Here is a 14,052-nt window from a genome sequence, read left to right as displayed (position 1 = left end):
CCTCTTGTGAACTCAGCGCACGGACAACATACTGGGCCAATCAATCGCCGCCCGCCCGCTCTTCGGCAGGCAGGCACACGTGGCCCGGGGGCGGGGGGGATTCGTGAACGGTTCAGACGGCCGTCTCGTGCAGACGGCGGTGATAGGGGGCCCGAACTCCGGACGCGCGATCATCCTGCCGACGGACGCGGACGAACTGACCCGCTGGCGTCGGCGTCACCCCGCCTACACCTACTGGTGTGGCACCCAGCTCGGTGGTTGCGGCAATGAGCTGTCGGACCGTCTGTACCGCGAAAAGGTCTGCCACTTCGCTCACCGGCCCCACACCTCCTGCCACCGCACGGCCACCGGTGCGGCCAGTGCGGACCACCTCTTCATCAAGGACGACCTCGCCGCATGGGCGGGACGCAACAGGCTGAAGGGGCGGGCCACTGCACGCAACCTCGGATCCGGCCCCGGTGACGCCGTCGACTTCAGGGTCGGCACCGCCAGACAGCAGCACGTGCGTTTCCAGTTCAGCAGGCTCGCGCACGCCGAGTGGCAGCAGGCCCGTCGGCGGCTCTCCAGTGAATCGGCCACCCTCGACTGGGTCTTCGGGCCGGGCACGGCCCAACCGGAGACCATGGAGGAGCTGTACGACGAGTACGGATACCTGCTCCGCTTCCGCTTCGAGACGCACGGCGCGGTACGGCGCATCCGACTCAGGGCGGAGGACCCCCGGCGCAGCACCGACTGGGTGCCCTTGGACGCCTGTGCGATGACCCCTGCGGGGCTCCGGATCCCGGGAGTCGAGCCGCGCCGCCGTTCGGGTGCCGGCCCGGCCGCCGAGGCGGGAGCCGGACGCGGGGCGGTGCCGGTGCCGCGGTCCCGAGAGGAGCAGGTGCTCGCGCTGAGGGAGGCGCTGGTGAGCGCCGCTAGGTTCCGGACCCGGCCCACCTGGGAGGCGCTGGCCCGGACCGCCGGAAGCGACCTGCTCGGGCTGTCCGTCCCGGACCGTGTCGGTCTGCTGGTCGCCGTGGAGCGTGCCGGGGGCGGTGAGGGGAGTCCGCTGCTGTCGGCGCTGATCAGGACCGGGGAGAGCGACCCGCCGGTCTACGTAGGGAGCGTGGTCGCCGCTGTCGGATGCGGGGCCCCCGCGACGGCGGCGGTACTCAAGCGATGGTGCCAGCGTGAGGCGGACCGGGCGTTTGCCGTGTACGGGGTACCGTCCCGCACGGCCCCGCCGCGGCTGCCGCTCACCGCGGACGGTCAGCTCGCCCCCCAGCACAGTGCGGAGCCCGCTCAGCACCAGACCATCGTGCATGTCCAGGGCGGCCCGGTCCGACAGTCGACGACCCGGTGGAAGCCGGAATCGCAACTCGCCGGTGTCCTCCTCCTCCGTGACACGGAGATTCGGCACGCCCTCCGCAGCGCACGGCAGCGACGCGGCCCCAGGCCCAGGTACGCCGCGGCTCTCATGGCGCGGGCAGAAGAGGCGCTGACCAGACTGCCGGAGCCGCAATGCACCGAGCTGGTCGCAGAGATGGCCATCACCCGCCGCTGGCTGGACAACCGACCGGATACACCGGCGCGGAAGCCGAGGAAGAGTCGGCGTGCCAAAGGAGCGGGCGACGCGAAGAAGACCGCCGCAGTGAAGAAGGCGGAGCGGGGGAAGAAGACGCGGCGGGGGAAGAAGACGAAGGACCCTTTGCAGGGTGCACGTCCTCTACCCGGAGTCGGCAACGTCGAGCCGAAGACGAGGCCGAAGTGAGCCCCGTTCCCACCGGGAACTGCCGCACCCGGAAACTCCGGAGCCGTGCAAGCCTGGCGGATCCGCCCGAGGCCCCGGCAGACAGCTATAGCCAGTCCCTCGTCGATTGGCGGGGACTCATGGCCGCGATCAAGTGCTACTGCTTTTAAACACTCTGACAACGGGGGGCGATGACATGACTCTCTCTGCTTACGAACAGCAGGAGTGGGACAAACTGCAGAAGCGAAAGGCGGAATCCCTCAGCAAGGAGGCGAGGAAGATCCTGCCGCAGTCGGCCAGGGACCGACTCGCTTCGCTCGGGCAGAAGGTGAAGAGCGCCCCGGGCGCCGACAAAGTGGCTGCCGCCTACAGCGGAGCAGCAAGGGGTCTCGGCAAGGCTGTGGGAGACACCGCAAGTAGGACCGTGAGCAAGAAACGTGTCGTCGAACAGTATCGACGCGCGGGGCACGACGTCGCCGGGTTGGATGAGATCCGTAAGCTCGACATGCGTGTCGTCGATGAGGTCACCAGGCACAACATGCTCCGGTACGGGCACGCGCTCTCGGCCGCTGCAACCGGCCTTGGCTCCGCCGCGGCCGTGACAGGCGGCGAGGTCCTCGCCGGCGCCGGAACAATCGCCGGCGCAGGTGCGGGTGCCGCACCCGGATTCGGAACCGTGGCCGGGGCGATGGCCGCCGACACCGCGATGATGCTCGCCCTTTCCACTCGAACGGTCGCCGCCACAGCTCTCTACTACGGCTACGACCCGAGCGATCCCGAAGAGGAAATCTTCGTAATGTCCGTGATCGCTCTCGGAATGTCCACGGGCACATCAGCGAAGACGGCCGCTTACGCCGAACTGTCTCAACTCACACAGCTGCTGATGAAGAATGCTCCTTGGGCCAAGTTGAACGAGAAGGTTCTCACCAAGATCGCCCAGGCTTTCGCGTTGAAGTTCACGCAGCAGCTACCGAAGAAGAAGCTCGGCCAGTTCGTGCCCGTCGCCGGCATGGCTGTCGGCGCGGGGCTGAGCTACCTGCTCATCGATCGGATTGCTGTTTCCGCGCGCGACGCGTATCGCGAACGCTTCCTGATCGAGAAAACGGGCGGCGACCTGACCGGTGACCTTGACTACGACGACGCCGACCTCGTGCAGGATGATGACGTGATCGGCGTGATGGGATTGCTCCGGGAGGAGGAAGCGCTGCCGACGTCCACTCCGCCCGACTCTGTGGAGCAGGCGGACAACTGAGCTCGGCGTGTTGCCGCAGGAGGCACTTCCTGGAAATCAAGCAAGTTGCTTGCCCCGGGCGAACAACGCGGCTTCGATCTGGTCCGGGGCGACACCCACTTGCAGCGAGTGCTCGTGGGTGAGGAGCAAGTACCGGCGGTACCACGGCGTCGTCCAACCGCTTGTGGGCCACATCTCTCCGGTATCGGCAGCCCGCAGCGCCAGGGCGACGAAGCGGTCTAGGATCAGCGGACGCAACGCTCCCTCGGACTGCTCGGGACCGGCGAAGTAGAGCACCTTCGTAAAGAACGCCGGGCCCAGGTGCTTGATGTGCTGGTCGTTGTTGAAGGCGTAGTACGCCGCGACGGGGCCCTGCTCCTCGAGCGTGCCCAACGCTGCCTCCAGACGTGCGTCGATGTCCCCGGCGGAATTGGCCGCGAAGACGGCTGCGCGACGTATGACCGACCTTGCTTTGGTACCCGTGCCCCACACGAGCGCGGCGGTCAGCAAGTGCCGACGGCCTACGACGGTGTCCGATCGGCGGGCTACACCGAAGACCGTCTTGCGGTCGACCCTCCGCCGACCCGCCACCGTCGGGCAGTCGTCGAGTTCCGGCGGCCACCAGTCGACGCTGGGTAGAAGGGGCAGCCAACGGGCCCGATCGAACGGGATCGCTTGCACGAGCACTTCGCCACGGTCAGGGACGGTAGTCCCGGTAGGCATTAGGTCCATCTTGGCCTCCGTCATGCTCTGAGTGTTCCGCACCGCCGTATCAACTCCTCGGTGTCGGGCGTCGTATCCGCCCGCCGCGCGCAATACTGGAGGCATGCTTGTTCCCAGCGGCCAGCTGTCGCCGCTCCAGCAACACTTGTTGCGGGAAATGGATCTGTGTGACCTCCCGGCGCCCGAGACGGCGCCGGAGTCCTACGCGGCCCGGGACCTCGACACGGACGAGGTCCGGGATGCCTTGCCGGCGCTGTTGTGGTCCGGGCTGGTCGAACAGAGCGGTGACGACCATGACATCCTCCGGCTGACCCCCCTCGGTGCGGCGGCCCTGCGCGAGGCGGAGTGCGACGAGCTGACGGCTCGCCTGAGCGCGGTGGCGTCCTTCGCTGACATGGTGTCCCGGGGCGCGCCGCCGCGTCCCGCAGGGCATGCGTTGAAACGGCTCGCGGAAGGGACGTGGACCCTGGAGCAGGCCGAGTCCTATGTCCGCACCGGAGAGGCGGGTGGCGCCGACCTCTCATGACTTGTCCGACTGGCCGAAGTCCAGGACGACGCGACGTCGTGCACGTCTTGCCCCGGGCTGCGGAGGAAGAACGCCCGCTGTGGTGAGGTCCGCGGCAGTGATGACCGGCGAGCTCACGATCTTCGCGGTGAGTGCCTGCTGCGCGGGTGCGAGGTCGACTAGCCGCCGGAGGACGGACAACAGGTCGATCAGCTCCTCCGTCCACTCGCGCGGCCAGGACGTGACGTGAATGTCGTCGAGCGGGCTGGTCTTCCTGCTGGTGGGGGAGGCCTTCCGGTAGCCGAACCACTTCTTTACGATGCGCATGCCGCCTACTTCGTAGTTCCATACGGCCGGCGGCACTCCTGTGAAAGCGCCCGGGCCCACCCGAAGCGTGATCGTCTCCTCGTCGTACGCCAGGGTGTCGGGCACATCGGCGCCTATCCCGGTCACGTAGCGCACCTGCCGGGGATCGCCCTGAGGAAAACGGATGCTGTCCTCGTCAGGAGCCGGCGCTCCGTCGGGCAGCGTGTGCTCTCCGTAAGTCGCCGCCCACAGGAATTCGTGCCCGATGCGAACTGCCTCCTTCCAGAGGTCCGGGTCGCGGGTGAGAGGCAACCGAACTCCCGGGGTGAGGAGGTCCTCGGCGAAGTGTTCCGTGAATGCGCTGTGCCCGGCGATAGCCACCGCGTACGCCGCGAGGTCGTGCACGGCCACCTCGGTGAGACCGAGTGCGCCGGCCAGATAGCGGAGCAGCCCGCTGGGGACATTCCCGGTGCCGTCCGGATGGAGAACGGGGTGCACCCTTCCGCCCCGGCCGTTGAAGTGGTGCGTGTCGGGCAGCAACGTGGTCGCGACCAGCGCGGGACCGCCGCTGATCTCGTGGCTGCTCTGCTGGTTGAGAAACAACTGCCGGGGTTGCAGGGACTCCCACAGGTCGGGCCGCGGGAAGTCGAGTACCCGGTTGTCAGCGACGAGCCAGTGGCGGTCGAAACTGCGCAGCGCTATTCGCAGCAGCCGGGGCTGAGGGTCGGCCTCGTCACGCATGGTCCGGTCAGGGTGCGGGAAGCCCGGTAAGCAGGCTGGGCGGCTGCCGAGTTGACGGTCTCGTGTCACCTTGAACAGTAGTGCCTTCATCTGGGGATCGGACTCACCCACGAGGCGCGCCCACCGCCTCCGCAGGATGCTCTCGGAGGGGGAAGTCACCCACGACCGGTTGGTCTTGTTTCCAGGGCTTCCCCACGGAAACAAATCCTCCAGCGCCGGATACTCATCCCACCCCGACAACGTCGCCGGTGTAAAAGGCCGCACCCCCTGCGCGTGCGCATCCCGCCAGCCCCCGTCATCCAGCCGCACCTGCCGAAGCTGCTCGAACTTCTCCGCCCGCCTCCCGTGCAGCGCCCGGTAATGGATGCGCGCAGGCAGGTCGCCGGCGTGATCCGCGCGCCGTACGAAGATGCAGATGGACAGCGGCTGAGCGACGTGCGGGAACACGCGGGTGGCCACGTCCGACCGCTGCCCCTCCGGCGACAGGTTGATGACCCACCCCTCGTCGCACGTACGGCGCAGGTAATCGCGCATGCCTCGCCCGGCGGGCCCGGTGGCGAACGCGGACGGGGTGATGAAGCAGACGACGCCGTGACGGTCGTCCGCGTGCGCGTCGAACACCTTCCAGGTGGCCCAGCGCCAGAAGTAGACGTACATGTTTTTCAGCGCATGCTCGTAACGGCCGTTGCCTGGATGCCGGAAATCGTCCAGGGGAGGGCGGCCCTGGCCCTTCACCCGCTTCTCGATCCAGCCTCCCCGGTTCTCGGCCTTGTCGTCGTACGGCGGGTTCGAAACGACGACGGTGACGGGCACGTTAGCCTTGACATGGTTGGCGCGTGCACGTGACACCGACAGGGCCGCGTAGGTCGAGGCGAGCTGCTCCTCCTGGACGTACGGGTCGTCGAGCGTGTCCGTGACGTGGAGGTTGAGGCCGCCGGGCGGGAGCTGGGCCCCGTGCTTCTTCAGCAGGTCGGCCGCGCGGAGTTCGGCGACGGCGAACGGGCCCATCTGGAGCTCGAAGCCGTACAGGCGCTCGGCGAGCCTGCCGATCGCGTCGGGCGCCATGGCCTCGCCATGCCGCTCGGCCGCCTGTCGCGCAACCCTCTCGATGATGGTGTGAAGGTAGGTGCCGGTGCCCATGGCGGGGTCGACGATGTGCACGCTCTCGTCGCCGTAGCCGCGCGCCTTGCCCAAACGGGTGCGCAGCACTTCCTCGGCCAGGCGGACCATCTCCTCCACCACCTCGTGTGGGGTGTAGTAAGAACCGCTGCGCTGACGGAGGGTGTCGTCGTAGACGGAGAGGAACGACTCGTAGAGGTGAAGGTAGGCGTCTCGGTTGCCCTGGCGGATGACGTCCCACTCGACGGCCGCGACGGTGCGGGCGAGAAGGTTCAAGGTCACCTCGAACCGCTCGTTGACGTTGTCGGTGAGAAGCTGGAGAGCCTTGCCCATCAGCGCATGGCCGGCGTTGAGGCGACGGCCGATTTCGTGGAAGCTGCTGCCGGTGACCGGGATGTTCTCCGTTCGGGCGAGGAGCAGCGCGAAGGTGACTGTCTGGGCGTAGCCGTCGGCGAAGGTGGCGTCGTCGGCGGTGGGGAACAGGAGCCGGCGCCAGTCGCTTCTGAGTCCGATGAAGGGTCGGTCGGCCGTGGAGTCGGCCGCGTCGAGCCCGACCTCGGCCCGCAGTTGTTCCCGTACGGCCTCCCGCAACAGGCGGCACAGCGGGGCGATGTGCTGGACGAGTACAGAAACACGTCGGATCTTCGGTGGTTCCCAGCACAGTACGGTCTGGACCAGCGCGTCGAAGGCGGCGAGGTCGCCGGCTTTCAGCTTCTCCCCGGCGCTCTTCAGGGGGCCAGACAGGACGACCTCCTCGCCGAGCTGTGCGCCGTACTGGAAGACTCTCCAATGGGTGCCGTTGGTGTAGAGCAGGTTGGGAAGGTCACGCAGCCGTTCCCACTGCTTCTTGTCGTGGCCGGTGAAGCATTCGGGGTCGATGCTCTTTCCCGGCCGCTTGACCTCGATGTAGCCCGTCACGTCCGTGTTGACGCGTACAGCGTAGTCAGGGCGCACTCCCAGATGGGGGATGCGCGTTTCCGGGTGCCAAGTGATCTCGTCCCTCGCATGGTGCACGGCCATGGTGCGGAACAATTGCTCCAGAGGGCCGCGAATGGCGGCTTCGCGGTCACCGGGCCCCGCGAGGTTCCGCTTGCATTCGGCGCCGAAGGCCGAAATGGCCTCTTGGAGCCACAGAAGACGTGCGTCACCCATCGATGATTCCCCCCAGCCCCAGCCTCAGGCCCCGGACGGCAAACGGGACCATCCCTCTTGCGAAGTATGGGTCAGAGGCATGCCAAATGGCAGGGCGCGTGCGGGAGTTCAAGGGAGGTGGCGGTGCGCCCCAAAGGCACAGCAGTGAGCAATGCGGAGGGCCCCGCCGTTGGCTCGGCGGACCCTCGACAGCCCGTCGCCGCGGAGGCTAGTCCTCCAGGCGGACCGGCATCAGGATCGACAAGGCCCGCTCGTCGTCGGGCCGGCGGATCGCGATCGGGGCCGTGGGGGCGCCGAACTCCAGAATCAGCTCGTCACGATCCCCCGCGGTGAGCGCGTCCAGCAGGAAGCGGCGGTTGACGGCGACATCGTCCTGGCCCTCGTCACCGTCCTCGCAGAGTGTCACCGTGCCGTCGTCCACCACCCTGAGCACGCTGACGTCGCAGTGCTCTCCGTCCTGCTTGCTCAGCTCGCCCCTCCGGACCGGGCCGGACTTCAACGCTTCCTGGAGGGCGGCCGTGCCGACGACGGCCCGGCGGCCTTCGGGCAGCTGCACCAGGCGGCGGTAGTCGGGGAAGTCGTGGTCGAGGCACCGGCCGGCCGTCTGCCGGTCGCCGGCCGTCAGCGACACCCGGTCACCGTCCAGGGCGAGCTGCACCTGTGCCTCGCCGTCCAGCAGCGCTCGCATCGCGTCGGCGAGGGGCAGCGGCACGATGGCCTGCACGCGGGGCCCGTCGTATCCGGTGCTGGCGGTCCGGGCGACGGCCATCCGGTAGCGGTCGGTGGCCGCGACGCTCAGTGCCGCGCCCTCGATGTCGAACAGGACACCCGCGAGCATGGGCAGGTCCGGGTCCGAGCCGGCCGCGAAACGGACCGCGTCCAGTGCGGCGGCCAGTTCGGGGGCGGGAACGGACAGTTCGACGGTGGCCGTGCCGAGCGAAGTCATGGGGTTCTCCCGTTCGTCGAGTAGTGCTCGGAGTGTGGAGAACTCACCGTGGGCGTCGGCCAGACCCCGTTCGAGGCGGCGCAGGTGCGCCTGGAGGAGTCCCCGCACGAGGTCCGTGTCCGCGGTGGACCAGCCCACCAGAACCATCCGGACGTCCGCCAGAGGCATGCCGGCCCGGCGCAGACGGGCCAGCAACCGGGCCTCTTCCAGCTGCCCGGGGTCGTACCACCGGTAGCCGCTGACCGGGTCCACCCAGGCGGGGACCAGTACACCGGCACGGTCGTAGAACCGCAGCGCACTCACGCCCAGTCCGCTGTCCCGCGCCATCTCCCCGATGCTGCGCATCTCGCTCTCCACACATGGAACTCTGAGCCCTCGACAAGGTTGAGGGTCAACCCTGAGCTGGGCCCCGAGGTCCCGCCGCGGGCAGGGCAGTCCGCTTGCGTGGCGGCCTTACCCCGAGCGCGGCACTGCCCCTCCGCCGATCGATCAGATTCCGGAGAAGCCGGGGGCCCAGGTGAGTCGTAGGCCGACACTGCCCGCAAGCGACGTCCAGCGGGCATCAGTGGGGGGCTTCTCCAGTACAAGGATCGGACGTATGAGAGTGCTGGGGAACGCAGTCCGTAGCTGGTGGGTGTAGTCGAGGATCTGTCCGATGCCCAAGCGGATCTGTTGGTCTTCACGTGCCCCGGTCAGGCTCTTGATCTCGGCCACGAACACCTCATCGCCGCGTGACCAACCGGCGTCGAACGCCGGAGCGCCCGGAGCGTACGTGTGTACTTCGATGTCCTGGCGTGACAGATGCGCTATGAGCGCGCCGATCGTCGCCTCGTGTGCGGCCGTCGCCTTGTCGAGACGACTGAGGTCCAGTGTGAGATCACCGGGCAGTCGTCGGCCCGTCCTTCTCATTCGGAGGACACGGCCGAGAATGCGGCTTTCGGTCGTAGCGGCTGCGACGGGACGAACACGCCCGGCGCCTGCACTTCTCAGCTCCAGGCAAGGCGCGGGACGCTCCTTGAGCAAGTTCGAAAAGCCGTCTGCGTCCACGACACAGATGTGCCGGCCCTGGCTGCGCTCGGCCTCGGCGTCCACGAGCGTACTGCTGTAGGTGCGACGGTCGTCGGTCACGACCTTGCTGGCCAGATCGCCGTACACAACCAGTGTGACCTTGCGCGAGAAATCCGTCTTGGGGATCGCTCCGTGTTGTCCTGCTCTCTTGGCGCAGTCCGATCTGACCGTCCACGCGCCGTCGACGAGAACACGACCCGTGAAGCAGACAGTCTGGCCCTTGAGCCCGCGAACTGTTCCTGTGCAGAGTCGGTCTGGCAAAACTGTCTCCTCCCTCAGCCGTCGTCCGGAGACAGCCAGCCGATGTGCCGCAGCACAGGCACGACCCGGAAGCAGACGAAGGCAACCACGGGTGTCTCGTCGTCCGCGGCGGGAAAGAACAAGGCGTGCTAAAGGGACTTCTCATTCTGCGGGTCGTCCAGGTCAACCGGAGGTAGATCGGGTCGGTCGAACGCGCTTGCTAGCCTGACCCCCACTCGGGCGGTCAGCTCTCTGAGGTGGGGCAGCCCGACTTCGTCCGCCAAGTCTGCTGTTGTCAGGGACTTCTTGATCCGTGGTCTGTCATGCGTGTCGACGTACGTGGGAAACACCATGACCCGCAGTTCTCCATGCTTTGGAGTGCCGGAGATGCCCGAGCGCAGCCTATTGTGCAGATTTGAGAGGGCGGCGGGCATTTCGGGGACAACCGTGGGCTTGTAGAGCACCAGATCCCGCTCGCCGTTCACCCAATGGTTGTCGTGCACCGTCAGCGTGGGTCGCCCCGGGAGCCGTAGCTCCCACTCGATGGCGCTTGCTCGGGATATCACGCCGGAACAAGTCGTGCCTGTCTTGTCTCTGTGCGTCCCATCGTTGCGTACCAACACAAGGTCGGACATCAGCTGCACGATTCATCCCCCCTCTTTTTCGACATGCCAGCCGCATTCAGCCCCGCCGCGCCAGATCCAGCGCCGCCACCCCGACGAACCAGTCCAGCACCTCGCAGATCCCTTCACTGTGCTGGGCGAAGACGCTGACAGGGAAGGAAGGACGCAGCTCCAGCTTCGCCTCGGGCAGGTCGATGCCGTCGATCTTGTTCAGACGGTTCAGCAGCTCCCGGCGCTGTTGCGTGTCGTCGAAGGGCGTGCGGGACTTCAGGTACTGGAAGACGACCTCGACCGTGCCGCTCACCGGGTAGATCCCGACCGGCCAGAGCAAGTGCGGGCCACGGCTCGTCCCGGTGTCCAGCATCGGGAAGCAGCTGGTCTCCTCGTAACGGCCGTAGCTGACGTAACCGCCTTGTCTGCGCCAGAAGTCGAGGGCCGCGAGCACGCCGGGGTACGCGTCCGGCCAGTGCTCCTGCAATTGCGATCGGAAGCGTTCGGCCGCCGCCGAGTCCTCACCTTCGGGCAGGGGGTCGTGCGACACCTGCTGTGAGACGTCCTTGCCCAGCAGGGTGGCCAGCTCCGCGGCGGTCAGGCGTTGCGAACGATGCGCCCGGCCCCAGGAGTCGAAGCGCACTCCTTCACTCGTCAGCAGCTCCTGCGGTGGCGGCCGGTCGTCGCCGTCCGCCCAGCGGAAGGCAGGCGAGATCTTGCCCTCCGCAGTGAGTACCCGGTAAGCGCCGATCACCGTCGGGTTGGCGCCCAGGTAGGCGCCTACGGCCACCGGATGGCTGCCGATCAGCTCGGCCACATCGCCGTACGTGGTCCACGTCCCACTCGGCATCGCCACGAGCGCGGCGCGCAGCTCGGCCCAGCCCGGAGACTCCTCGCCGGCCGGTTTCACCCCGCCGATCGGGCCCGGCCACAGCTTGACCGCGCGCTCTGACAGACGGTCGGCCCGTTCCAGAATCTCTGCCTTGCCCCAGCGCTGTGCCGAGGAGATCTCGAGGTTCATGCGCAGGGCGCTGGAGTCGAGGATCTGCTGCTTGCGCTCGAAGGGATGATTGGACAGTTTGGCGTTGTCTCCTGTCAGCGTCAGGTTGCCCAGAGTGTGCACCAGCAGGTCGTGCAGTTCCTGCGGCGTCTGGTTCGGCTCCGTCTCCTCGGCGAGGAGGTCGAACCACGCCGGAGCGGGGCGCTGCGGCAGGACGTGCTCCACGCTGAGGGACGCCTTGGCGAAGTCCACCGGCTCAGATGCGCCGTAACTCTCCTCCAAGCGGCGCAGGATGTAGCTTCGTTGCGGAGGACGGCCGCTCCAATAGAAGGGCTTGGTGCGGATCGCCTCGCGCAGTTCCTCGTCGCTCGGCCAGCGACGGCGCCGTCCGGAAAGGAACCGCCGTACCGCCTCGGCGGCCGGCCGATCGGTCTCCAGCTCCTTCGGAGCCTCCATGAAGATCCGGTTGAGGCCGGTCGTCGGAGTCTGGCAGATCAGGCGCCGCACCAGATAGGACTCGACATAGCCCAGCGCCTGCGCCGCGTCCTCGGACGTCGTCCTTCCTGAAGCGACAAGGTCGAGCAGGTGCAGCGCGAGCGGATAGTGCGTCTGACCGCCCCAGGAGGCAAGACGCTCCAGGACCGCACGCAGGGCGGGGGACTGCTCACGTGCCGGGTCGACGATGCGCCGGAACCTCCCGGCCCGTTCGGCCAACTGCTCGATCTCGCGCTGCAGCGCGTCCTCGTCACCGGCCAGCGGCTGCAGCCGTTTCTGCTGCTCGCGGTAGATCTCGCTCTGCTTGGTCTTGTAGTGGCCGCGCACCACGAGGTCCAACCAGACCAGCAGCTCGAGGTTCTTCGGACCGAGGCTCTGCTGCATGGGCAGCCACAGTTCCTGGTAGATCCGCTCGCCTCGCTTGGGCAGCAGCATGAACACGTAGTTGCGCAAGAGGTCGCTCTGGCTGAGTCCGACCCCGGTGTTGTTGATGGATTCGAAGATCCGGTAGACGTTGTCTCCGGACTCGGCGGTGATCTCCACGATGGACAACAGATCCTTGAGGACCGTCTCGACCGTGGCCGTCCAGCGCTCTTCGCCCGTCTCATGGCCCTCGGCGAGCGCGCCGCGGAAGAACCGGTAGGCAGCACCGATGTTGTCGCCTCCGCCGGCGTCGGCACGGGACTGGACACAGGCGGTGAAGGCCTCACGGTCCGCCTGCGTGGGCAGCAACCGGTAGTGGTCCGCGCCCTCGTGGAACTCGTTCACCAGTATCTGGCGGTGCACCCGGTCCACACCGCGCTCGTCACCGGTCTCCTTCAGATGGTCACGAAGCGCCGCGAAGGCCAGCATCAGCGTGGTCAGCCGCTGCTGTCCGTCCACCACCAGCCACCTCTGCACCCCGCCCGCCTGGATCTGGCCCGGTGCGAGCACCACCGAACCGAGGAAGTGAGGAGCCGCGGTCTCGCCTGCCAGGTGCTGCTCGACGAGTTCCCCGACGTCCTCCCACAGCCGCTGGAGCTGCTCCCTGCCCCAGCTGTACGTGCGTTGGTAGAGCGGCACCTGGAACTGTTTGTCCCCCTGGACCAGCTTGAGGAAGGTGATTTCCTGGGCGCGCATGCGCCTCCTTTCCTAGGAGCGGCCGTTCGTTGAATCTAAGCCACTTCAGGCAGTGTTGTCCGCCGATGTCAGGGTTGAGCGGCTGGAGATACGCGGCATCGTCTCGTTGGGAGAGCGGCGCAGCAGCTTGATGCTGCGGCCCTCGATCCATGCGTTCCACGCCTTGAGGTAGTAGAGAAGGTGCTCGCGTGAGTCGTCGCGGCGCCGGTGTGCGTTGCCCAGGGCCAGGTTGAGCATGGTGTTGCGCAACGTGAGACGCGGGTCGCCCGGCTCCAGACGCGCGCCGGTGACGACTCCTTCCTCCCATGCGGACTGGTCGACGTCGGGCCGGGCCTCGGTCGTGACGTACCAGCCGATCGTCGCCGCCGTGACGGTGATGCGGCAGCCTCGGTTCAGAGCGATGCCGTGGTGCAGGGCGTCGCGGATGCCGGGGTGCTTTGCGAGCAGATCCAGCAACTGGTCGTTGCTGGTGATCGACGATCCGCCGCTCCACGAGGAGTTGGGGGCGTTCCGGTACAGGTGCAGTCCTCGCAGCGCGGCCGCCAGATGCGTCGCGTTGGTCTCACCCGCGAGGGCGAGCGCGTCGCGGCCCGTGCGCTTGCGGCCCGTGTCCATCACGGTGAACGCCGTTCGCGGCACCCCATGTGCGACGGTCATCTGCACGGTGACGCCCGCCTTGACGACAGCCGCCAGGCGGTGTTGCCCGTCGATGAGAACACCGTCCTCGTCGAAGGCGATGCCTTGGTGGGTCAATTGCCATTCACCGCGCTGAATCTGGGCGGCCAGATGCTGCACCGTGCTCTTGCTGAGCGGCCGGTTGTTGGTGTTGCGGGTGAGCCACTCTGCCGCCAACTGGGGCGAGACGTCGACTACTTGCATGTGCATGGCGCGAGCACCTTCCTGAGGGAGTGGCGTCACGAGATGCACGGTGACGCGGTAAGCATCCTCCCTTGTAAGTGTGAACTAAGTCAATGACTGTCCGCTGGATCGGTGGCCTGCGTGACGGCGTCTCGGGTGGCTGGATGCGCTTCTGGATCACTCATCAGTGGCGATATGTGTTCGCG

General features: G+C 67.3%; 10 protein-coding genes. 3 read left to right on the top strand and 7 right to left on the bottom strand.

Translation table 11 applies throughout. From position 1 onward, the window contains the following. Positions 1–103: 103 nt before the first annotated feature. Together IE308_RS04195 and IE308_RS04190 are read left to right on the top strand one after the other, a co-directional pair. Positions 104–1,750 (top strand): competence protein CoiA family protein, encoded by a 1,647-nt coding sequence (locus IE308_RS04195; RefSeq protein ID WP_190216621.1) that lies wholly within the window; start codon positions 104–106, stop codon positions 1,748–1,750. Between the two features lie 175 nt (positions 1,751–1,925). Beyond that, entirely contained in the window at positions 1,926–2,981 is a 1,056-nt protein-coding gene (locus IE308_RS04190) for an EcsC family protein (RefSeq protein WP_190216620.1), read from the top strand. A 36-nt stretch (positions 2,982–3,017) separates the two neighbouring features. On the opposite strand, the gene IE308_RS04185 is transcribed toward IE308_RS04190, so the two are convergent. Then, positions 3,018–3,707: an 8-oxoguanine DNA glycosylase OGG fold protein gene (locus IE308_RS04185; RefSeq protein ID WP_190216619.1), complete on the bottom strand. Its 690-nt coding sequence runs from the start codon at positions 3,705–3,707 to the stop codon at positions 3,018–3,020. 79 nt (positions 3,708–3,786) lie between these two features. On the opposite strand from IE308_RS04185, the gene IE308_RS04180 reads away from it, so the two are divergent. Beyond that, a complete protein-coding gene (locus tag IE308_RS04180; protein WP_190216618.1) occupies positions 3,787–4,209 on the top strand; it encodes a hypothetical protein in 423 nt (140 codons plus the stop codon). Here IE308_RS04180 and IE308_RS36770 read toward each other — a convergent pair. The 6 genes from IE308_RS36770 to IE308_RS04145 form a co-directional block, all read right to left on the bottom strand. Further along, on the bottom strand, positions 4,204–7,506 hold the full coding sequence (locus tag IE308_RS36770) for a type ISP restriction/modification enzyme (RefSeq protein ID WP_229908697.1): 3,303 nt from the start codon (positions 7,504–7,506) through the stop codon (positions 4,204–4,206). The genes IE308_RS04180 and IE308_RS36770 overlap by 6 nt on opposite strands. Positions 7,507–7,714: 208 nt before the next feature. Continuing rightward, complete coding sequence (locus IE308_RS04165; RefSeq protein WP_190216616.1) at positions 7,715–8,797, bottom strand: DNA polymerase III subunit beta family protein; 1,083 nt, start codon at positions 8,795–8,797, stop codon at positions 7,715–7,717. A gap of 144 nt (positions 8,798–8,941) precedes the next feature. Next, entirely contained in the window at positions 8,942–9,781 is an 840-nt protein-coding gene (locus IE308_RS04160; protein ID WP_229908696.1) for a BRCT domain-containing protein, read from the bottom strand. 128 nt (positions 9,782–9,909) lie between these two features. Then, a complete protein-coding gene (locus IE308_RS04155) occupies positions 9,910–10,395 on the bottom strand; it encodes a hypothetical protein (protein ID WP_229908695.1) in 486 nt (161 codons plus the stop codon). Between the two features lie 46 nt (positions 10,396–10,441). After that, positions 10,442–12,988: a GmrSD restriction endonuclease domain-containing protein gene (locus IE308_RS04150; protein ID WP_110633877.1), complete on the bottom strand. Its 2,547-nt coding sequence runs from the start codon at positions 12,986–12,988 to the stop codon at positions 10,442–10,444. A 45-nt stretch (positions 12,989–13,033) separates the two neighbouring features. Then, positions 13,034–13,873 carry a hypothetical protein gene (locus IE308_RS04145; RefSeq protein WP_110633880.1) on the bottom strand — a complete coding sequence of 280 codons (840 nt, stop codon included), beginning with the start codon at positions 13,871–13,873 and terminating at the stop codon, positions 13,034–13,036. Between the last annotated feature and the right edge of the window lie 179 nt (positions 13,874–14,052).

This window comes from Streptomyces griseosporeus, from assembly GCF_014656055.1.
In the GTDB taxonomy this organism is placed as follows: domain Bacteria; phylum Actinomycetota; class Actinomycetes; order Streptomycetales; family Streptomycetaceae; genus Streptomyces; species Streptomyces griseosporeus.
The sequence above is the reverse complement of the archived record's forward strand: the minus strand, read 5'-3'. Positions and strand labels throughout refer to the sequence as shown.

Bases quoted from the DNA above. Each gene is read 5' to 3' on its own strand.
- IE308_RS04180 (WP_190216618.1), top strand. From the start codon at position 3,787: ATGCTTGTTCCCAGCGGCCAGCTGTCGCCGCTCCAGCAACACTTGTTG.
- IE308_RS04155 (WP_229908695.1), bottom strand. From the start codon at position 10,395: ATGTCCGACCTTGTGTTGGTACGCAACGATGGGACGCACAGAGACAAG.
- IE308_RS04145 (WP_110633880.1), bottom strand. From the start codon at position 13,873: ATGCACATGCAAGTAGTCGACGTCTCGCCCCAGTTGGCGGCAGAGTGG.
- IE308_RS04185 (WP_190216619.1), bottom strand. From the start codon at position 3,707: ATGACGGAGGCCAAGATGGACCTAATGCCTACCGGGACTACCGTCCCT.
- IE308_RS04150 (WP_110633877.1), bottom strand. From the start codon at position 12,988: ATGCGCGCCCAGGAAATCACCTTCCTCAAGCTGGTCCAGGGGGACAAA.
- IE308_RS36770 (WP_229908697.1), bottom strand. From the start codon at position 7,506: ATGGGTGACGCACGTCTTCTGTGGCTCCAAGAGGCCATTTCGGCCTTC.
- IE308_RS04165 (WP_190216616.1), bottom strand. From the start codon at position 8,797: ATGCGCAGCATCGGGGAGATGGCGCGGGACAGCGGACTGGGCGTGAGT.
- IE308_RS04190 (WP_190216620.1), top strand. From the start codon at position 1,926: ATGACTCTCTCTGCTTACGAACAGCAGGAGTGGGACAAACTGCAGAAG.